Origin of the sequence: Rhodococcus antarcticus (assembly GCF_026153295.1) — a bacterium.
In the GTDB taxonomy this organism is placed as follows: Bacteria; Actinomycetota; Actinomycetes; order Mycobacteriales; family Mycobacteriaceae; genus Rhodococcus_D; species Rhodococcus_D antarcticus.
In genome coordinates this window covers 1,387,618-1,407,101 of sequence record NZ_CP110615.1, presented here as the reverse complement: position 1 = coordinate 1,407,101, position 19,484 = coordinate 1,387,618, and the positions used below count along the sequence as shown (strand labels likewise).

Annotated in this window: 16 protein-coding genes and 1 pseudogene; 2 read left to right on the top strand and 15 right to left on the bottom strand. The window is 73.8% G+C overall.

All coding sequences use genetic code 11. The features are described from left to right. Window positions 1-19 precede the first annotated feature (19 nt). The 4 genes from RHODO2019_RS06740 to RHODO2019_RS06725 all read right to left on the bottom strand — a co-directional run bounded on the left by RHODO2019_RS06740 (window position 20) and on the right by RHODO2019_RS06725 (window position 4,273). Window positions 20-1,168 carry an acyl-CoA dehydrogenase family protein gene (locus RHODO2019_RS06740; protein WP_265384211.1) on the bottom strand — a complete coding sequence of 383 codons (1,149 nt, stop codon included), beginning with the start codon at window positions 1,166-1,168 and terminating at the stop codon, window positions 20-22. Then, window positions 1,165-2,796 carry an acyclic terpene utilization AtuA family protein gene (locus tag RHODO2019_RS06735; protein WP_265384656.1) on the bottom strand — a complete coding sequence of 544 codons (1,632 nt, stop codon included), beginning with the start codon at window positions 2,794-2,796 and terminating at the stop codon, window positions 1,165-1,167. Before RHODO2019_RS06735 ends, RHODO2019_RS06740 begins: the two co-directional genes overlap by 4 nt. 65 nt (window positions 2,797-2,861) lie before the next feature. Beyond that, window positions 2,862-3,668: a TIGR03084 family metal-binding protein gene (locus RHODO2019_RS06730; protein ID WP_265384210.1), complete on the bottom strand. Its 807-nt coding sequence runs from the start codon at window positions 3,666-3,668 to the stop codon at window positions 2,862-2,864. Further along, complete coding sequence (locus RHODO2019_RS06725) at window positions 3,665-4,273, bottom strand: TetR/AcrR family transcriptional regulator (protein WP_265384209.1); 609 nt, start codon at window positions 4,271-4,273, stop codon at window positions 3,665-3,667. The genes RHODO2019_RS06730 and RHODO2019_RS06725 overlap by 4 nt, the downstream gene beginning before the upstream one ends. 99 nt (window positions 4,274-4,372) lie before the next feature. On the opposite strand from RHODO2019_RS06725, the gene RHODO2019_RS06720 reads away from it, so the two are divergent. Next, the gene (locus tag RHODO2019_RS06720; protein ID WP_265384208.1) at window positions 4,373-5,404 is read left to right on the top strand and encodes an LLM class F420-dependent oxidoreductase; all 1,032 of its coding nucleotides are present in this window, start codon (window positions 4,373-4,375) and stop codon (window positions 5,402-5,404) included. Here RHODO2019_RS06720 and RHODO2019_RS06715 read toward each other — a convergent pair. The 4 genes and pseudogenes from RHODO2019_RS06715 to RHODO2019_RS06700 all read right to left on the bottom strand — a co-directional run bounded on the left by RHODO2019_RS06715 (window position 5,401) and on the right by RHODO2019_RS06700 (window position 9,169). After that, the gene (locus tag RHODO2019_RS06715; RefSeq protein WP_265384207.1) at window positions 5,401-5,928 is read right to left on the bottom strand and encodes a hypothetical protein; all 528 of its coding nucleotides are present in this window, start codon (window positions 5,926-5,928) and stop codon (window positions 5,401-5,403) included. The two genes, RHODO2019_RS06720 and RHODO2019_RS06715, sit on opposite strands and share 4 nt — an antisense overlap. A gap of 83 nt (window positions 5,929-6,011) precedes the next feature. Further along, window positions 6,012-7,085 (bottom strand): annotated as a pseudogene (locus tag RHODO2019_RS06710) (Rv2578c family radical SAM protein). A 126-nt stretch (window positions 7,086-7,211) separates the two neighbouring features. Then, entirely contained in the window at window positions 7,212-8,483 is a 1,272-nt protein-coding gene (hisS, locus tag RHODO2019_RS06705; RefSeq protein WP_265384655.1) for a histidine--tRNA ligase, read from the bottom strand. Continuing rightward, window positions 8,480-9,169 (bottom strand): MBL fold metallo-hydrolase, encoded by a 690-nt coding sequence (locus RHODO2019_RS06700; RefSeq protein ID WP_265384654.1) that lies wholly within the window; start codon window positions 9,167-9,169, stop codon window positions 8,480-8,482. Before RHODO2019_RS06700 ends, hisS begins: the two co-directional genes overlap by 4 nt. Window positions 9,170-9,311: 142 nt before the next feature. Between RHODO2019_RS06700 and RHODO2019_RS06695 the strand changes: the two genes are divergently transcribed. Next, a complete protein-coding gene (locus tag RHODO2019_RS06695; RefSeq protein WP_265384653.1) occupies window positions 9,312-10,223 on the top strand; it encodes a peptidylprolyl isomerase in 912 nt (303 codons plus the stop codon). Window positions 10,224-10,278: 55 nt separating this feature from the next. Here RHODO2019_RS06695 and RHODO2019_RS06690 read toward each other — a convergent pair whose 3' ends face one another. The 7 genes from RHODO2019_RS06690 to ruvB form a co-directional block, all read right to left on the bottom strand. Continuing rightward, a complete protein-coding gene (locus RHODO2019_RS06690) occupies window positions 10,279-12,603 on the bottom strand; it encodes a RelA/SpoT family protein (protein ID WP_435532183.1) in 2,325 nt (774 codons plus the stop codon). Window positions 12,604-12,649: 46 nt separating this feature from the next. Continuing rightward, window positions 12,650-13,198 carry an adenine phosphoribosyltransferase gene (locus RHODO2019_RS06685; RefSeq protein WP_265384206.1) on the bottom strand — a complete coding sequence of 183 codons (549 nt, stop codon included), beginning with the start codon at window positions 13,196-13,198 and terminating at the stop codon, window positions 12,650-12,652. Beyond that, entirely contained in the window at window positions 13,195-14,856 is a 1,662-nt protein-coding gene (locus tag RHODO2019_RS06680) for an ABC transporter substrate-binding protein (protein WP_265384205.1), read from the bottom strand. Before RHODO2019_RS06680 ends, RHODO2019_RS06685 begins: the two co-directional genes overlap by 4 nt. Window positions 14,857-14,861: 5 nt before the next feature. Beyond that, window positions 14,862-16,091: a protein translocase subunit SecF gene (gene secF, locus RHODO2019_RS06675; RefSeq protein WP_265384204.1), complete on the bottom strand. Its 1,230-nt coding sequence runs from the start codon at window positions 16,089-16,091 to the stop codon at window positions 14,862-14,864. A gap of 2 nt (window positions 16,092-16,093) precedes the next feature. Next, window positions 16,094-17,806, bottom strand: a complete 1,713-nt coding sequence (gene secD, locus RHODO2019_RS06670; RefSeq protein ID WP_265384203.1) for a protein translocase subunit SecD — start codon at window positions 17,804-17,806, stop codon at window positions 16,094-16,096. 168 nt (window positions 17,807-17,974) lie between these two features. Further along, window positions 17,975-18,337 carry a preprotein translocase subunit YajC gene (gene yajC / locus RHODO2019_RS06665; RefSeq protein WP_265384202.1) on the bottom strand — a complete coding sequence of 121 codons (363 nt, stop codon included), beginning with the start codon at window positions 18,335-18,337 and terminating at the stop codon, window positions 17,975-17,977. A 99-nt stretch (window positions 18,338-18,436) separates the two neighbouring features. Next, window positions 18,437-19,447, bottom strand: coding sequence for a Holliday junction branch migration DNA helicase RuvB (ruvB, locus tag RHODO2019_RS06660; RefSeq protein ID WP_265384651.1), 1,011 nt, complete (start codon window positions 19,445-19,447; stop codon window positions 18,437-18,439). Window positions 19,448-19,484 lie beyond the last annotated feature (37 nt).

The window sequence follows — 19,484 nt, the reverse complement described above, 5'->3', positions numbered from 1 at the left end:
ACGGTGGGAGCGGGCGCGGTCACCAGCCCCACCGCTTCGCCGCGAGGTCGGTCATGACCTCGGTGGCGCCGCCGCCGATGGACAGGATCCGCGCGTCCCGGTAGTGCCGTTCCACTTCTGCCTCCCGCATGTAGCCCATCCCGCCGTGCAGCTGCACGGCCTTGTCGACGACGAAGTCCGCTGCTGCACAGGCGGTGTTCTTGGCCACGCAGACCCCGCCGATGTCCTCGGCGCCCTCGTTCACCCGGACGGCCAGGTCCCGGGTGAACGCCCGGGCCAGCTCGATCCGCGAGCGCATCTCCACGAGGGTGTGCCGGACGGTCTGCCGGGCGATCAACGGCCGACCGAAGGTCTCCCGCTGCCGCACCCAGTCCAGGGTGAGGTCGAGGCAGCGCTGCGCGGTGGCGTAGGCCTGCACGGCCAGGGAGATGCGCTCGGACTGGAACTGCTGCGCGATCTGGACGAACCCGGTGCCCTCGACCCCCACGAGGTTGCCCACCGGCACGCGGGCGTCGACGAAGGACAGCTCGGCGGTGTCGCTGCAGTGCCAGCCCATCTTCTCCAGCCGGCGGGTCACGGTGAACCCGGGCGTGCTCGCCTCGACGACGAGCAGGCTGATCCCACCGTGGCCCGGACCACCCGTGCGCACGGCAGTGGTGACGAAGTCCGCCCGCGTGCCCGAGGTGATGTAGGTCTTGGCCCCGTTGACGACGTAGGAGTCCCCGTCGCGCACCGCGGTGGTGCGCAGGCCCGCGACGTCGGAACCCCCGTCGGGCTCGGTGATGCCGAGCGACCCGATCAGCTCTCCGGCGAGGGTGGGGCGGACGAAGCGGTCCCGCAGCGTCGGATCACCGGCCGCGACGACGTGCGGCAGGGCGATGCCGTGGGTGAGCAGCCCGGCGACCAACCCGGAGGAGCCCCCGGCCTGGATCAGCTCCTCGGTGAGCAGCACGGTGTCGAGCAGGTCCCCGCCGGAGCCGCCCACCTCCTCGTCGAACCCCAGGCCCAGCAGTCCGAGCTCGGCGGCGCGGACGTGCAGGCTCCGGGGCAGCTCCCCGGCGCGCTCCCAGTCCGACAGGTGCGGGACCACCTCGCGCTCGACGAACCGGCGCACGGTGGAGCGCAGCTCGCGGCGCTCGGGGGTCTCGAAGTGCTCAGCCGTGCTCACGGGGTCTCCTCCAGCAGGGTGACGGGCAGGTCGACGAGGCGGCTGCGCAGCCACTCCCCCACGGCCTTGGCCTGGGGGTCGAAACGGTGTGCGCTGGCCACGCCCTCGCCGAGCAGCCCCACGAGCACCAGGTTCACCGCCCGCAGGTTCGGCAGCAGGGTGCGGTGGATCTCCAGCTCGGCGGTCTCCGGGAGCAGCACCCTCAGCCGGTCCGGGGTGAGCTCGTGGGCGAGCCAGGCGTACCCGGCGTCGGACTCCGCCCACACCCCGACGTTCGCGTCGCCGCCCTTGTCGCCGGAGCGCGCGCCGAACACGGTGCCCAGCGGCACCCGCCGGGTCGGACCGGTGAGCGCCTCCGGGAGCTCCGGGTCGGGCACGGGGTGCAGCGGCCGGGTGGTCGCCGGCGGCTGGTGCAGCACGCCCGTGGCCAGGTGCTGCGGCACGGCGTTGTCGACGTACGCCGCGGTGTACCTGCCGTACGGGGTGCCGTCGCCCGGCGGGGCCAGCACGTGGAACCCGGCGATGCTCGCCAGCGCGAGCTCCACGACGGCACCGCTGAACGACCGTCCGACGACCTTCGGGTCCTCGTCGCTCACCGCGCACCGCAACAGCGCCGTGGCCTGGGCCTGGGTCGCCGCGTCCGGGGTGTCGAGCCGGCTCAGCGTCCACGCCACGGTCTGCGGCCGGGGGTCCAGCGCCGCCTCGAGCTGGGCGGTGACCAGCTCTGCCTTGGCCTCGACGTCGAGCCCGGTCAGCGCGACCGTCATCTCGTTGCGGAACCCGCCCAGGGTGTTGACGCACACCTTGGTCGTGGGCGGGGGGGGCTCGCCGACCGTGCCGGAGATCCGCACGCGGTCCGGGCCGTCCTGGGCGAGGGAGATCGTGTCGAAGCGGGTGGTGACGTCCGGGCCGGCGTAGCGCGCGCCCTGGATCTCGTAGAGCAGCTGCGCGGTGACCGTGCCGACCGTGACCGCCCCGCCGGTGCCCGGGTGCTTGGTGATGACGGCCGAGCCGTCGGCGTGCAGCTCCGCCAGGGGGAAGCCCGGGCGCCGCACGTCGTGCCGCGCGCTGAAGGAGTAGTTGCCGCCGGTGGCCTGGGTGCCGCACTCCAGCACGTGACCGACGACCACGGCACCGGCCAGCGCGTCCAGGTCGTCGGTGCTCGAACCCGCTGCCCCCCAGCCGAAGTGGGCCATCCCGGGTCCGACCACCAGCGAGGCGTCGGTGACCCGCCCGGTGACCACGACGTCCGCGCCCGCACGCAGGCACGTCGCGATCCCCGCTGCACCGAGGTAGGCGTTCGCGGTGAGCGCGCCGCCGAGTCCGAGCTCGTCCGCGCGGGGCAGCAGGTCGTCGCCCTCCACGTGGGCCACGGACACGTCGAGCCCGAGCCGCTGGGCCAGCGTCCGCACGGCGTCGGCGAGCCCCGCGGGGTTGAGCCCGCCCGCGTTGGCCACCACCTTCACGCCGCGGGCCCGGGCCTCCCCGAGCCCGGTCTCCAGCTGGCGCAGGAAGGTGGTGGCGTAGCCGCGGGTGGGGTCCTTCGCGCGCTGGCGGCCGAGGATGAGCATGGTCAGCTCGGCCAGGTAGTCGCCGGTGAGGACGTCGAGCTCGCCGCCGGTGAGCATCTCGTGCACGGCGGAGAAGCGGTCCCCGAGGAAGCCCGAGGCGTTGCCGATCCGGAGGGCGTCGGTCACGGCGACACCTCGGCCGCGGACCGTCCGCCGCCCGGCGGGCCCGCGAAGGCCTGGGCGACGGTGAGCCACTGCTGCGCGACGGGTCCCTGTGCCACCAGCGCGAGGTCGTCGCGGTGCCGCCGCTGGGTGACCAGCAGGCAGAAGTCCACCGCGGTACCCCGCACGACCTCGACGGCGTCGTCGTTCCAGGTCCACGTGCTGCCGTCGGGCGCGGTGAGCTCCACCCGGACCGGCGCGGCGGGCGGCTGGAGACCGTTGACCAGGTGGGCGAAGCCGTGGGTGCGCACCCCGATGTGGGCGACGTGCCTCAGCCGGGCGGTGGGCTCCCGCACCTGCCCGAGCGCGTCGGCCACGTCCTGGCCGTGCGCCCAGGTCTCCATGAGCCGGGCGGTGGCCATGGAGGCGGCGCTCATCGGCGGGCCGAACCACGGGATCTTCACCCCGGACGGGACGGCGGCCAGCGCGACGAGCAGCTCCGCGCGACCGGTCCGCCACCGGGCCAGCAGCTCGGCGACCGGCGTGGCCGCACCCTCCGCGGCGGCGGTGTCGACGAAGCCGGTGGGGTCCTGCGCGGCGTCGGCGAGGAGCGCGGTGAAACCGGCGGGGTCGGTCACCGCGAGCAACGAGGCGTGGTCGGTCCAGGCGAGGTGCGCGACCTGGTGGGCGACGTCCCAGCCCGCCGCCGGTGTCGGGGTGCGCCACCCGGCCGCGTCCAGGTCCGCCACCCGGGCGTCCAGGTCGTCGTTCTCCGCGGCCAGGTCGTCGACGACCTGCTGCTGGGCGTTCACCGGGGCGGCGGTCATGCGAGCCTCTCCTCGAGCTGGGCGGACCACTCCGCGACGATGCGGGCGCGGCGGACGGAGTCGTCGGTGAGCTGGTTGGCCAGGGCGAGTCCGCGGGCGAGGTCGAGGGTCGCCTGCACCGCCTCGCGGGCGCCGCGGCGGGACTCGTCCACGTCCAGCAGGTCGACGGCCAGGCGGTGGGTCTCCCGGCCCAGCCGACCCTGCAGGGGGATGACGAGCTCGCGCAGCGCGGTGTCCGTCCGCGCCGCCACCCACAGCTCGAGGGCCGCGGCGAACAGCGGGCTGACGTAGAAGTCGACGATCAGCCCGACGACGGCCGGGGTGCGCACCGGTCGCCCCAGGGCGTCGGAATCGGCACGGAGCGCCCGCACGCTCTCCGCCCCCAGGTGCTCCACGGCCGCGGCGACGAGCTCGCCCCGGCTCGCGAAGTGGTGCAGCTGGGCGCCACGGGACACCCCGGCCCGCTCGGAGACCAGGGTGGTCGTGGTCCCGGCCCACCCGACGTCGACCAGGCACTCCACCACGGCCTGCATGAGCTTGAGCCGGGTGTCACGGCTGCGGTCCGCCTGCGTCTGTCGCGGGCTCGCCGCCACGGTGGTGCTCACCTGGCCGACTGTGCCCTCCGGGCAACAAACAGTCAAGCCTGCTTGTTGCGTTCGGGCGCCACGCCGTACGGTCGGGGTCCGCAACGGAAGGGGCTCACCGTGGAGCTGGGACTGTCGGTCGGCTACTGGTCGGCCGGGCCACCGGAGGGCGCCGCCGAGCTCGTGGCCAGGGCCGACGACCTGGGGCTGGACTCCGTGTGGACAGCCGAGGCCTACGGCTCCGACGCGCTCACCCCCCTGGCCTGGTGGGGCTCCAGGACCGAACGGGTCCGACTGGGCACGGCCATCATGCAGATGTCGGCCCGGACCCCCACCGCCGCGGCGATGGCCGCGATGACCATGGACCACCTCTCCGGCGGGCGGTTCGTGCTCGGTCTCGGGGCGAGCGGGCCCCAGGTGGTGGAGGGCTGGTACGGCCAGCCCTACCCCAAGCCGCTCGCCCGCACCCGGGAGTACGTCGAGGTCGTCCGGCAGGTGCTGGCCCGCGAGGCACCGGTCCGGCACGAGGGCGCGTTCTACCCCCTCCCCCTGGCGGGCGGCTCGGGCCTGGGCAAGCCGCTGCGCTCCACCGTGCACCCGCTCCGGGTGGATCTGCCGATCTTCCTCGCCGCGGAGGGCCCCAAGAACGTCGCGCTCGCCGCGGAGATCGCCGACGGCTGGTTCCCGCTCTGGTTCGGCCCCTCCGCCGATGCCTTCTACCGCACCGCGCTGGCCGACGGGTTCGACCGCGACGGCGCCCGGCACACCCTGGACGACTTCGAGGTGGTGTGCCCGGTGCCCGTGGTGATCGACGACGACGTCGAGCGCGCGGCCGACGCGCTGCGCCCGGAGATCGCCCTGTACGCGGGCGGGATGGGCGCGAAGGGGGCGAACTTCCACGCCGACGTCTTCTCCCGGATGGGATGGGAGGCCGAGGTCTCGACGATCCAGGACGCCTACCTCGCCGGTGACCGGAAGGCTGCGATTGCCGCAGTGCCGCTGGCCATGGTCGAGGACGTGGCGCTCGTGGGCTCCGAGGCCAAGATCGCCGACGAGCTGGCCCGCTGGGAGGAGACCGTGCTGACGACGATGATCCTGCGGCCCGACGAGGCCACCATCCGCACGATCGCCCGGCTGCTGGGACGCCGCTAGCCCTGGTAGAGCACCGTGGGCTGGGTGAAGTCGGGAGCGATCTCCAGGCTGAGCCCGGTCGCGGCGGTGACGCCGAAGGCCAGCGGGAAGCTCACCCGGGCGCCGGGGGCCAGGCCCTGGGAGGGGGTGCCCGGCAGTCCGGCCCCGGCTGCGAAGACCTGCTCGGCGGTGTCCTTCCCGCTGGTCAGGGACACGAACAGGCTCTGCGGGTCGTAGGCGTCGGACCTCCCGTTGACGAGCGTCACGGTCACGGTGACGTAGGTCGGCCACGACTGGACCGGGGTGACCCCCGCGGGCAGGGCCACGACCTGGGGGGCGGTCACGGTGACGGCCAGGCCGTTGGGGTCGGTGGAGGTCGCGCCGAAGGCGAGGGGCGCGGTGCCGGCCGTCGCTCCGTGGACGGCGTCCGAGGGAGCACCCACCCCCGCCATCGGAGCCGTGGCCGCCGGCGCGGGGCCCGGGTCCGACGAGCAGCCGGCCAGGGCGAGCAGCCCGAGCAGGAGGACGAGGGTGCGGCGCCACATGCATCCATCATCCCCACCGCCGATCGGGCGGGCGCGGTCGGCCCCACGAGCCCGGCAGGCGGGCGCGATCAGGTCCGCTCCGCTCAGAGCAGCCGGAGCTGCTCGGTGTCCGTCGTCGGCGCTGCTGGGGCCCGGGTGGGCAAAGCCCCGCGGGGGAACTCCGCCTCGCCGTCACCAGGCACCCCGCTCGCCGGAGCACCGCGACGGGACTCGAGCCCGTGTCGACGCACCAGCGGAGCCCAGCGCTGGGCGAGCAGCCGCCGGTAGGCGGGATCGACCTAGGCGCCCGTGCGGTACAGGCGCGCGTAGGTGTCCACGAGCTCGGGGTGCTCGCGCTGGAGCCAGGCCAGGAACCACTCCCGGGTGCCGGGCCGCAGGTGCAGCGCCACCACGCTGACGCCCGTGGCCCCGGCGGCCGCGATCTCCCCGAGCAGCTCGTCCAGGGCGGCCACCGAGTCGGTGAGGTGCGGCAGCACCGGGGCCACGAACACCCCGCAGGGCAGCCCCGCCTCGCGCAGCGCCCGCACGAGGTCCAGCCGGGCACGGGGCGTCGGCGTGCCGGGCTCCAGGCGCCGGTGCAGCTCGGGGTCCACCAGCGCGAGGGACACCCCGATGCCCACCGGGACCCGCTCGGCGGCCTCCACGAGCCGGGGCAGGTCGCGGCGCAGCAGCGTCCCCTTGGTGAGGATGGAGAACGGGGTGTGCTCCCGGGCCAGGGCGTCGATCACCCCGGGCATGAGCTCGTAGCGGCCCTCGGCGCGCTGGTACGGATCGGTGTTGGTGCCCATGGCCACGTGCTCGCGCGCCCACGACGGGGCCCGCAGCTGCCGGGCGAGCACCTCGGCGGCGTTCACCTTGACCACCACCTGGCCGTCGAAGTCCGCACCGGCATCGAGGTCGAGATAGGTGTGGGTGTTCCGGGCGAAGCAGTAGACGCACGCGTGGCTGCACCCGCGGAAGGTGTTCACCGTCCAGCGGAACGGCACGGCCGATCCCCCGGGCACCGCGTTGAGCACCGAGCGCGCGGCCACCTCGTGGAACACGACGTCGGCGAAGTCCGGGGACCGGACCGAGCGCAGCAGCCCGGGCATGCCGGGCAGCGTGGGCGGTCCGCCGACCACCTCACCGTCCACGACCTTCTGCCCGTCCCACCTCATGGGGATAGTCGAACACGTGTTCGATCCCAGAGCAAGGGGCTGCCTTGCCGGGGTGGCGATGCTGGAGCTGGCCCGGCACCGGCTCGGGGCGGAGGCGGACCCCGGGTGGCCGACCTCGCGCCCTGGCTACCCGCGCAGCGCGGCGCGAACCCGCTCCACCGCGGAGTCCAGCGCGATCTCCAGCTGCTCCCCGGTGCCCAGGTCCTTCAGCCCCACCACCCCGGCCTCGAGGTCGCGGTCGCCGAGCACCAGCGCGAACCGGGCGCCGGAGCGGTCGGCGGCCTTCATCGCGCCCTTGAGCCCACGGCCACCGTAGGCCAGGTCCACCCGTACTCCCGAGGCCCGCAGGGCCCCGGCCACCGGCACGAGCGCGGCCAGCGCGTCCTCGCCCAGCGGCACCCCGAACACGTCCACCCGGGTGGTCTCCCCCACCGCGACGCCCTCGGCGGCGAGCGCGAGCATCGTGCGGTCCACCCCGAGGCCGAACCCGATGCCGGAGAGCGGCTGCCCGCCGAGGGAGGCCATCAGCCCGTCGTAGCGGCCGCCACCGCCGATGCCCGACTGCGCACCGAGCCCGTCGTGCACGAACTCGAACGTCGTCTTGGTGTAGTAGTCGAGCCCGCGCACCATCCGCGGGTTCACCACGTACGGCACCTCCAGGGCGTCGAGGTGGCGGCGCACGGCGGCGAAGTGCTCGGCGTTGGCCGGGGTGAGGTGGTCCAGCGCCAGCGGGGCCCCCGCGGTCATCTCCCGCACCTGCGGCCGCTTGTCGTCCAGCACGCGCAGCGGATTCAGCCGGGCCCGCTCGCGGGTGGCCTCGTCGAGGTCGAGCCCGGCCAGGAACTCCTGCAGCAGCGCCCGGTACGCGGGACGGTCGGAGTCGTCGCCCAGCGAGGTGAGCTCCAGCCGGAACCCGGTCAGCCCGAGGGACCGGAAACCGGCGTCCGCGATCGCGATCACCTCGGCGTCCAGGGCCGGGTCGTCGACCCCGATGGCCTCCACGCCCACCTGCTGGAGCTGGCGGTAGCGGCCGGCCTGCGGGCGCTCGTAGCGGAAGAACGGGCCCGCGTAGCTGAGCTTCACGGGCAGCTGCTGGCGGTCCAGGCTGTGCTCGATGACGGCGCGGACCACCCCGGCCGTACCCTCCGGGCGCAGGGTGACCGACCGGTCGCCGCGGTCGGCGAAGGTGTACATCTCCTTGCTGACGACATCGGTCGACTCGCCGACGCCCCGGGCGAACAGGGCGGTGTCCTCGAAGATCGGCAGCTCGACGTGGGAGTACCCGGCCAGGCGGGCCTGCCGGGTCAGGCCGTCGCGGACGGCGAGGAACGCGGCCGAGGCCGGCGGGGCGTAGTCGGGGACGCCCTTGGGCGCGGCGAAGGTGCTCACCGGGCTCAGAGTCCCTTGCGCGGCGGCGCGAGTCCAACCAGGTAGGGGTTGCCCGCACGCTCGCGGCCGATCGTGGTGCCCGGTCCGTGACCCGGCAGCACCACCGTCGAGTCGTCCAGCGGCAGGAGCTTGGCGGCGATGGAGGCCAGCATCTGCTCGTGGGAGCCGCCGGGCAGGTCGGTGCGGCCCACCGAGCCCGCGAAGAGGGTGTCCCCGGCCAGGACCACTCCGGTGGCGCCCTGCTCGGTCTCGGCGGTGGTGCGGAAGACGACGGAGCCCTGGGTGTGGCCCGGGGTGTGGTCGACGGTGAGCTGCACCCCACCCAGGTCCAGCACGGCACCGTCGGTCATCTCCCGGACGTCGGCGGGCTCGCGGAAGACCAGCCCACCCAGCATCGCCACCAGCTGCGGGCTCACCCCGCGGCCGGGGTCCGCGATCATCGCGCGGTCGGCGGGGTGGATGTAGGCGGGGATGTCGTTGCCGTCGCACACCGGGAACACCGACCAGGTGTGGTCGACGTGACCGTGGGTCAGCAGCACCGCCACCGGGCTCAGGCCGTTGGTCGCCAGCAGCTCGGTCAGCGGCTCCACCGCGTCCTGGCCGGGATCAACCACCACGCAGGGCCCGCCCGCCTCCGGGGCCAGCACGTAGCAGTTCGTCTGGAACGATCCCGCGGGGAACCCGAGCACCAGCACGGTGAGCACCTCATCTCGTCCGGGGCTCGACTCCACCCAACCGGTTGCCGACTGTAACCGCGAGCGGGTCACACGGGGCCCACCAGGGCTGCTGGCACACTCGGCGACGCCAGCAGCACCATCGATCATGGAGGACACCGCAGTGCCGACGAACGAGCAGCGACGTCAAGCAGCCAAGCGGAAGCTCGAGCGACAGCTCGAGCGTCGGCAGGAGCGTGCGAAGAAGCGCCGCCAGCTCGCGGTCGCCCTGTCCGCGGTGGCCGTCGTGGTCGTCGCGGGACTGGTCGTCCTGCTCGTGACGGTCACCCGGGGTGGTGGCAGCTCCGCCGACACCGCTGCGGCCACGTCCACCCCACCCACGTCGACCCCGGCGACCACCACCACCGGAGCCGCACCCGCCGCCGCTGCCCTGCCCACCGGCCGGGCCACCGCGCTGCCGGCCACCGTGGACTGCACCTACGCCGCGACGGCCGGCCAACCGGCGTCCAAGCCCAACACCCCTCCCGGCACCACGGGGATCTCGACCGAGGGCACGGTGGCCGTCACCATGGCCACCTCGGCCGGGGACATCGGGCTGACGCTCGACCGGGCACTCGCGCCCTGCACCGTCAACAGCTTCCTGAGCCTGGTGAGTCAGCAGTACTTCGACTCCACCCCCTGCCACCGGCTCACCACGACGGGGATCAAGGTCCTGCAGTGCGGGGACCCCACGGGCACCGGGCAGGGCGGCCCGGGCTACTCCTTCGCCAACGAGTTCCCCACCGACCAGCTCGCTCCCGGTGACGCCGCCCTGTCGGCCCCCGCGACCTACCCGCGCGGCTCGATCGCGATGGCCAACTCCGGCCCCGACACCAACGGCAGCCAGTTCTTCCTGGTCTACGACAACTCGCCGCTGCCGCCCGGCTACACCCTGTTCGGCACCATCTCCGACGCCGGGCTGGCCGTCCTCGACAAGGTCGCGGCAGCCGGGAGCGACGGCTCGCTCGACCCCAGCCCCGGCGGCGGGAAGCCGAACACCCCGGTGACCATCACCACCATGACCGCGGCCGCCTGAGCGGCACGGTCCCCGCGGGGGGCGCACCCCGCGGGGACCAGCGGGACCGAGCGGCTCAGCTCGCTGACGTCACCCGGTACACGTCGTAGACGCCCTCGACGTTGCGCACGACGGTCAGCACGTGGCCGAGGTGCTTGGGATCACCCATCTCGAAGGTGAACTTGCTGACCGCCACCCGGTCGCGGGAGGTGGCCACGGAGGCGGAGAGGATGTTCACCCGCTCGTCGGCCAGCACCTTGGTGACGTCGGAGAGCAGGCGGTGCCGGTCCAACGCCTCGACCTGGATGGCCACCAGGAACACCGACGACGCCGAGGGCGCCCAGGTGACCTCCACGAGCCGCTCGGCCTGCTCCTGCAACGAGGTGGCGTTGGTGCAGTCGGTGCGGTGCACGCTGACCCCGCCGCCCCGGGTGACGAACCCGAGGATCTCGTCGCCCGGCACCGGGGTGCAGCACTTGGCCAGCTTGGCCAGCACCCCGGTCAGCCCGGTCACGACCACGCCCACGTCACCCGAGGTGCGGGGCCGGGCGACGGTGGACGGGGTGGAACGCTCGGCGAGCTCCTCCTCCGCGTCGTCCACCCCGCCGATCTGAGCCACGAGCCGGGCCACCACGTGCTGGGCGGAGACGTGTGCCTCGCCCACGGCGGCGTACAGCGCGGAGACGTCCACGTAGTGCAGCTCGCGGGCGATGGCGCCCATGGCCTCGCCGTTGACCAGGCGCTGCAGCGGCAGCCCGCCCCGGCGCACCTCCTTGGCGATGGCGTCCTTGCCGGTCTCCAGCGCCTCCTCGCGGCGCTCCTTGGCGAACCACTGCCGGATCTTCGACTTCGCCCGGGGCGAGACGACGAAGCTCTGCCAGTCCAGGGTCGGGCCGGCGTTGGGCGCCTTGGAGGTGAACACCTCCACGACCTCCCCGTTGTCCAGCGGGCGCTCCAGCGCGACGAGGCGGCCGTTGACCCGGGCACCGATGCAGCGGTGGCCCACCTCGGTGTGCACCGCGTAGGCGAAGTCGACCGGGGTGGAGCCGGCGGGCAGGGTGACCACGTCCCCCTTCGGGGTGAAGACGAAGATCTCCTTCACGGCGAGGTCGTAGCGCAACGACTCGAGGAACTCCCCCGGGTCCGCGGCCTCCCGCTGCCAGTCGAGCAGCTGACGCATCCAGGCCATCTCGTCGACCTCGGCCGCCTGCGGGTCGGCGGCGACCCGGCCGCGCGACTCCTTGTACCGCCAGTGGGCGGCGATGCCGAACTCCGCGGTGCGGTGCATCTCGCGGGTGCGGATCTGCACCTCCAGCGGCTTGCCCTCCGGGCCCACCACGGTGGTGTGCAGCGACTGGTACACGCCGTAGCGGGGCTGGGCGATGTAGTCCTTGAAGCGTCCCGCCATCGGCTGCCACATGGAGTGCACGACGCCGACGGCCGCGTAGCAGTCCCGGGTGCCATCGCAGAGGATGCGCACACCCACCAGGTCGTGGATGTCGTCGAAGTCGCGACCCTTGACGATCATCTTCTGGTAGATCGACCAGTAGTGCTTGGGCCGACCCTCGACAGTGGCGTCGATCCGCGCCGCGGCGAGCTCGGCACCGATCTCCGTGCGCACCCGGGCAAGGTAGGTGTCCCGGGACGGGGCGCGGTCGGCGACGAGGCGCACGATCTCGTCGTACTTCTTGGGGTGCAGGATCGCGAACGCGAGGTCCTCCAGCTCCCACTTCACCGTGGCCATGCCCAGGCGGTGCGCCAGCGGGGCGATGACCTCGAGCGTCTCGCGGGCCTTGCGCGCCTGCTTCTCCGGGGGCAGGAAGCGCATCGTGCGCATGTTGTGCAGCCGGTCGGCGACCTTGATGACGAGGACCCGGGGATCGCGCGCCATCGCGATGATCATCTTGCGGATGGTCTCCGCCTCCGCGGCGGTGCCCAGCGCCACCTTGTCGAGCTTGGTGACGCCGTCGACGAGGTGCGCGACCTCCTCGCCGAAGTCCTCCCGCACCGCGTGCAGCGTGTAGCCGGTGTCCTCCACCGTGTCGTGCAGCAGGGCGGCCACCAGGGTCGTGGTGTCCATGCCCAGCTCGGCCAGGATGGTGGCGACGGCCAGCGGGTGGGTGATGTAGGGGTCACCGGACTTGCGGAGCTGGCCGGTGTGGTGCAGCTCGGCCGCGTCGTAGGCCCGCTGCAGCTCGACCAGGTCGGACTTGGGGTGCATTGCACGGTGGACGGCTGCCAGCGGCTCCAGCACCGGCTTCACGGCACCGGCGCGCTGCGCGGTGATACGCCGGGCCAGCCGGGCGCGCACGCGACGCGAGGTCGACGCGGTGGACACCGTCGGTGTGGGCCCCTCGGCCACCGGGTCCGCGGGGGCGGCGGGCCGCGCGTCCTGGGTCACCTGCGCTCCCCCTGCTCGTGGCCTGCTGACCGGGCGAGCGTAGTCCTCAGGCCGGCACCAGGCAGGTGAGAGGCAGGCCGTCGAGCACCTCGCGGCCCCCCAGTCCCGGGATCTCCAGCACCACGGCCGCACCCACCACCTCGGCCCCGCAGCGGCGCAGCAGCGCCACCGCGGCCGCCACGGTGCCCCCGGTGGCGAGCACGTCGTCCACCACGAGCACCCGTCGACCCCGCAGCTCGATGCCCTCCGCGGGGACCTGCAGCGTGGCCTCGCCGTACTCCAGCGCGTAGGACTCCGAGTGCACCGGGGGCGGCAGCTTTCCCGCCTTGCGCACCGGCAGCACCCCCACGCCGAGGTTCAGCGCCACGCCCGAGCCGAGCAGGAAGCCGCGGGCGTCGATGCCGGCGACGAGGTCGCACGGACCGGCCGTGGCCAGCGCCGCGACCACGTGGGCGAGAGCAGGACCGTCCGCGAACACCGGGCTGAGGTCGGCGAACTGCACGCCGTCGACGGGGAAGTCGGCCACCGTCCGCGTCAGCCGCCGGACGTCCTGCGCCGCCTGTTGCTCCGCTCCGACCTGCACTGCACCGCTCATCCGGCTGCCACCCATCTGTCGACGTTCCACCCGACGCCCACCGCTGCGGGTGTCGGGACCACTCCGGTCACCGCGGCGGTCACCGCGGTGGTGCGCTGCTGCAGGTGCAGCGGCACGGTCGGCAGGTCGGCCCACAGCAGGGCCTCCGCCTCGGTGCACAGTGCCACGCCGTCCTCCACCGAGGTGGTGACGGTCAGCGCGTCGAGCACCTGGTCCACCCGGGCGTCGCTGTAGCCACCGGTGTCGGCCGCCGCGCCGGTCCGCAGCGACGCCCCCCGCACCGCCGGCGAGGTGCTCGCCGGGCTGCTGCCCAGCACCGCGTCCACCGAGCCGGCCCCGAGGTCGGTCGGTGCGCTGCCGGGGCTGCCGGCGTCGGTGACGGTGAAGCCGGCGGGGGCGCAGGCCCGCGCGACCAGCTCCACCGTCCGGGCGCGCACCGGGTCGGGTGCGTGGTACCCGATGCGCACGACCGTCCCGGCTCGACCGAGGCCGGAGACCGTCGCGGCGGCCGCGGCGACGTGCTGGGCGACCACCCGCGGACCGCGCGGGCTGTCCGGCCGCCCGGGCAGGGTCAGCCGGGTGTCCAGGACGGTGGGGCCCGGATCGGTGGGACCCGGATCGGCGGGGGTGACCTGCTGGGCCAGCAGGCCCGCCCGGGGCAGGCACTGGGCGAGGGCGGTGCGCAGGGCCGGGTTCGCGAAGGTGCCCCGCAGGTCCAGCACCAGCTGCTCGGCCGTCGTGGTGGTCCGGGTGGCCACCTGGGCCCCCACCACCGCCCCGAGGGCGCTGACGAGCTCGGGGCTCGACGGGAGGTCGGCCACCTGCACGGCCCCGGAGGCCAGCAGCGCAGCGGGGTCCTGGTCGTCCAGGTGGACCTGCAGCCGGCCCACGCCGGGCGCGGTGCCCCACCAGCGCTCGTTCGCGACCAGGCCCAGGATGCCGTCGGCGCCCAGGGTGTCCACACGGTAGGGACCCAGCGCGGGCAGGAGGGCCTGGTCCAGCGCGCCCGGGGTGAGGTCCCAGCCGGTGCTCCAGAACGTCGCCAGCCTGGCCAGCGCCGCGGTGTGCTGGTCCCGGACGGCCGCCACCACGTCCGCCACCCCGGTGGCCCGCTCGGCCACGTGCGCGGGCATCAGGTCCCCCGCCCCGAACAGGCTGCGCCAGTCCGGGTCCGCCCGGCCGGGGGCGAAGGTGACGGTGGCGGAGCGGTCCCCCGCGGCGCAGGCGACCTCGGCGATGTCCGCGTAGCCCACGGTGCTCGCCGCGGAGAACCCGTTGGCCCCGGAGTGCGCGAGACGGGCGAGGACCAGGTCGGCGCAGCCGGCCGGCACGCCGTCGGACCACACGGCGGCGTCGTCGAAGGTGTAGCGCAGGGTCAGCGGCTCCGGGCTGAGCTCGGTCGCGGTGCCCACGTCGGTGTCGGAGACCGGGGTGCCAGCAGGCCCGGTGTAGCTGAATCCGGGCAGCACCCGGGCGAGCGCCTCCGGTCCGGCGCCGGCGGCCCCCGCCACGGTCGAGGGGTTGTACGTGGTCACCCCGCCCGCCAGGGCGAGCCCGAGGAACGGTCCGGCGTCGTCGGTCGGGGTGGGCCCGGTGGTGCACCCGCCGAGCAGCAGAGCCGTGCCGAGGACACCGCCGAGCGCCCACCGCGCACGCACGGGAGTCAGCGCTTGCGCTTGCCGGTCGGTCGGGCGCCGGGACGTGGCGCGGACGACCGGGGCGCGGACGGGGTGCGGGGTGAGGCCACCGGCCCGGAGGTCGCACCCGCCGTCGCGAGCTCGGGGGGCACGGAGGAGCGCAGCTTCGCGCTCTCCCGTCGCGCCAGCACCCTCTTGGTGTGCACGGCCACCTCGCCGCTGCGCTCCTTCAGCGTCACGAGCAGCGGCGACGCCAGGAAGATCGAGGAGTAGGTCCCCACCAGGATGCCGGTGAGCTGGACCAGCGCGAGGTCCTTCAGGGTGCCGACACCGAGCAGTCCGACGCCCACCACGAGCAGGCCGAGCACGGGCAGCACGGCGATGACGGTGGTGTTGATCGAGCGCATGAAGGTCTGGTTCACGGCGAGGTTGGTCTGCTCGGCGTACGTGCGACGGGTGAGCCCCAGGATGCCGCGGGTGTTCTCCTGCACCTTGTCGAAGACGACCACCGTGTCGTAGAGCGAGAAGCCCAGGATGGTCAACAGCCCGATGACGGTGCCGGGCGTGACCTCGAAGCCGACCAGGGAGTACACCCCCGCGGTGACGACGATGTCGTGGAACAGCGAGACCAGTGCCGCGACGGCCATGTCCCGCTCGAAGCGGATGGCGATGAACACCGTCACCAGCACGAGGAACACGATGAGCGCGATGATCGCCTTGTTGGTGATCTCCCCGCCCCAGGTGGAGCTGACGGCCGAGTCGCTGATGGCGTTGACCGACGCGACCCCGTCGGCGCCGACGGGCTGGAACTCGGTGAACAGCGCCTGCTTGAGGGTCTCCACCTGGCCCTCGGCGAGGTCGACCGAGCGGATCTGGATGGTCGACGAGCCTCCCGAGCCGACGGAGACGACCTGGACCGGGTCCATGCCCAACGCATCGGTGTAGGCCTTCTGCACCTGCTCGGTGGTGGCCGAGCCCGAGGGCAGCGACACCTGCGTGCCACCCTCGAAGTCGATGCCGAGGTTGAACCCACGGGTGAGCAGCGAGACGATCGAGACCAGCAGCAGCACGACCGAGACCACGTAGAAGCGCTTGCGGTGTCCGATGACGTCGAACGCACCGGTGCCCGTGTAGAGCCGGCTGAACACGCTGCCTCGTGCCTCGGTGGAGACGGGCGGTGGACCGGCCGGGCTCTCCGGGGCCTCGTCGGCGACGGTGTCGGCGTCGCTGGGCTCGGGGGCGCTGGTCGTGGCCATGCTCAGGCCTCCTTCGGCTGGGTCGAGGCTGCGGCCGCGGCGGCCCGGCGGTCGGCGGCGATGTGCTGGACCGCGCCGAGACCGGTGAGGCTCGGCTTGGAGAGGACCTTGGAGCGCGAGGCGAGGGCGACGAGCGGGTGCGTCACGAGGAACACGACGACGAGGTCGAGCACCGTGGACACCCCGAGGGTGAAGGCGAAGCCCTTCACCTGCCCGACGGCCAGCAGGTAGAGCACCGCGGCCGCCAGGAAGCTCACCGCGTCGGCGGAGAGGATGGTGCGCCGGGCCCGGATCCAGCCGCGCGGGACGGCGGAGCGGAACGAGCGGCCCTCGCGGACCTCGTCCTTGAGCCGTTCGAAGTAGATGACGAACGAGTCCGCCGTTATGCCGATCGCCACGATGAGACCGGCGATGCCCGACAGGTCGAGGGTGAAGCCGATGTAGCGGCCCAGCAGCACCATCACGGCGTAGACGATGGCGAAGGAGAGCACCAGCGAGAGCGCGGTGAGGATGCCCAGCAGGCGGTAGTAGGCCAGGCAGTAGACCAGCACCAGGATCAGGCCGATGCCGCCGGCGAGCAGCCCGGCCTCGAGCGAGGCGGCACCCAGGCTGGCCGACACCGTCTGCGCCTCGGACTGGGTGAAGGACAGCGGCAGCGAGCCGTACTTCAGCGACTCGGCGAGCGAGGACGCCTGGGACTGGGAGAAGCTGCCGGTGATCAGCGTGGGGTTCGTGGTGATCGCGCCGTTGATCGTGGGCGCGCTGACGACCTTGGCGTCGAGCACGAAGGCCGACTGCCTGCCGACGTTCGCGGCGGTGTAGGTCGACCAGACGTTGAGCCCGTCGCTGTTCAGGCTGAGCCGCACGTCGTAGCCGACGCCGCCCTGGGCCACCCCGCTCGTGGCGTCGCTGATCGCCTGGCCGTCGAGGAAGCTCTTGTCGAGCACGTACTTCGCAGCACCGTTCTGGTCGCAGGTGACCAGTGGCAGCGCCGGGTCGTCGTTGCCGAGCAGCGGGTCCGGCGCAGCGCAGTCCAGGGCGGCGAGCGCGGCCTGCTGCGTCGCCGGGTCGGTGCTCTGCCGGGTGGCCTTGGCCTGCGCGATCGCCGCCGCCTGCTGCTCGGCCGTGGTCTGGGTGGCGGGGTCGGGAGTGGGCGAGGCCGGGGCGGTCGTCGGTGCGGCCGGGTCGGTCGTCGGGGCCTGGGCGGGCAGGACCCGGCCCTGGGGCGCGGGCGTGCTGGTGGCCGGGGCCGCCGGGGCCGGGGGGGCCACCGGGTCCGTCGTGGTCGCCGGGGCCGTGCCTGCCGCGGGGGCGGGCACCGCTGCGGCTGCCGCCGGCACCGGCCTGCCGATCACCCCGCGGAAGGAGAGCTTCGCGGTCTGGCCGAGGCTGCGCGCCTGCGAGCTGTTGTCGCCGGGAACGGTGATGACGAGGTTGCTGCCGTCGATGACGACCTCGGAGCCCGAGACCCCGATGCCGTTGACCCGCGTCTCGATGATCTGCCGGGCGAGGTCGAGGTTCTGCTGGCTGGGCGCCTGACCGTCCGGGGTCGTGGCGGTCAGCGTGACCCGTGTACCGCCCTGCAGGTCGATGCCCAGCTTCGGCTTGGGTGAGCCCCCACCGGTGAAGAACACCAGGGCGTAGAGGCCCACCACGATGACCGCGAAGATCGACAGGTAGCGCGCGGGCCGGACCTGCCCTGCCTGGGGTGCCACGATCCGTCGTTCTCCTCGCCTGGGTGCTGCTGGTCACGTGCTCGGGCTGGGTGTGCTCAGGGGTGGGGGTGCGCTCGCGCTCGTGGCTTGACGCCTCCGCACGGCCGACCGGCGTCGGCGCCCGTCCGGTTCGCCCGGAGAGGCACCGTACCCGCCCGGTCGGTCCGGTCAGTCCTTGCGCAGGCTCGGCGCGGCCGGCTCGTAGGCCTCGACGGCGGGCTGGTCCTCGACCTGGTCGTCCTCCAGGTCCTCGTCCTCGACCTCGTCCTCGCTGGCGTCGACGGTGACCCGGGACCGGATGGCCAGGCGGTTCCAGGTGGTGACGACCCCGGGGGCGACCTCGAGGTCCACCGTGTCCTCGTCGAGGTCGACGATGGTTCCGTGCAGACCGGAGGTCGTCATCACCTCGTCGCCCGCGGTCAGCGCGTCCTGCATGTCGGAGACGGCCTTGGCCTCCTTCTTCTGCCGGCGGCTGGCCATGTACATGATGCCCAGGAAGGCCACGAGGAGGATGGGGAGCAAGGCGTTCATCGGTGGATCGGTCCTGTCGTCGGGTCGCGCACCGGCGACCCGGCACGGGACCCCAGTGTGCCACCCGTCACCGACTGCTCTCCCGGAGCGGCCGACGGGTCAGTCGAAGAGGACCGCCTGGCCCGCTCCGGTGACCGCGTCCGGTGGGGGCACGAGGCCCAGGTGGGTCCACGCCGCGGCCGTCGCCACCCGGCCCCGCGGGGTGCGGGCCAGCATCCCGGCACGCACCAGGAACGGCTCGCAGACCTCCTCGACCGTCGCCGGTTCCTCCCCCACGGCCACGGCCAAGGTGGACACGCCGACGGGGCCGCCACCGAAGCTGCGCACGAGCGCGCCGAGCACGGCCTTGTCGAGCCGGTCGAGCCCGAGCTCGTCCACGTCGTAGACGGCGAGCGCCGCGCGCGCGGTGGAGCGGTCGACGGTGCCGTTCCCGCGCACCTCGGCGAAGTCGCGCACGCGACGCAGGAGTCGGTTCGCGATGCGCGGTGTCCCCCGTGAGCGGCCCGCGATCTCCACCGCCCCCTCGGGGCGCAGGTCCACCCCGAGGATGCGGGCCGAGCGGGCCAGCACGAGCTGGAGGTCGGCGGGCTCGTAGAACTCCATGTGCGCGGTGAACCCGAAGCGGTCGCGCAGCGGTCCGGTGAGCGCTCCGGACCGGGTGGTCGCTCCCACCAGGGTGAAGGGGGCGACCTCGAGGGGGATCGACGTGGCCCCGGGGCCCTTGCCCACCACCACGTCGACCCGGAAGTCCTCCATGGCCAGGTAGAGCATCTCCTCGGCCGGGCGGGCGATGCGGTGGATCTCGTCGATGAACAGGACGTCGCCCTCGACGAGGTTGCTGAGCATGGCCGCGAGATCGCCGGCGCGCTCCAGGGCCGGGCCCGAGGTGAGCCGAAGCGCCGTCCCCAGCTCGGCCGCGATGATCATGGCCAGGCTGGTCTTGCCGAGCCCGGGCGGACCGGAGAGCAGGACGTGGTCGGGTGGCGTGCCGCGCCGCTGGGCCCCGGTGAGCACCAGCTGCAGCTGCTCGCGGACGCGGTGCTGGCCGATGAACTCGCTCAGGTCCTTGGGCCGCAGGCTGGACTCGACGTCGCGGTCCTCGGCGACCATGGCCGCGGTGAGGGCGTCGTCGGACCCGGGCTCCTCG

Coding starts and splice junctions, on each gene's coding strand:
- ruvB (WP_265384651.1), bottom strand. CDS start 19,447: ATGGTCGCCGAGGACCGCGACGTCGAGTCCAGCCTGCGGCCCAAGGAC.
- RHODO2019_RS06735 (WP_265384656.1), bottom strand. CDS start 2,796: ATGCTCACCGGCGGCGAGCTCGACGTCCTCACCGGCGACTACCTGGCC.
- secF (WP_265384204.1), bottom strand. CDS start 16,091: ATGGCCACGACCAGCGCCCCCGAGCCCAGCGACGCCGACACCGTCGCC.
- RHODO2019_RS06715 (WP_265384207.1), bottom strand. CDS start 5,928: ATGTGGCGCCGCACCCTCGTCCTCCTGCTCGGGCTGCTCGCCCTGGCC.
- yajC (WP_265384202.1), bottom strand. CDS start 18,337: ATGAACGCCTTGCTCCCCATCCTCCTCGTGGCCTTCCTGGGCATCATG.
- RHODO2019_RS06685 (WP_265384206.1), bottom strand. CDS start 13,198: ATGAGCGGTGCAGTGCAGGTCGGAGCGGAGCAACAGGCGGCGCAGGAC.
- RHODO2019_RS06730 (WP_265384210.1), bottom strand. CDS start 3,668: ATGACCGCCGCCCCGGTGAACGCCCAGCAGCAGGTCGTCGACGACCTG.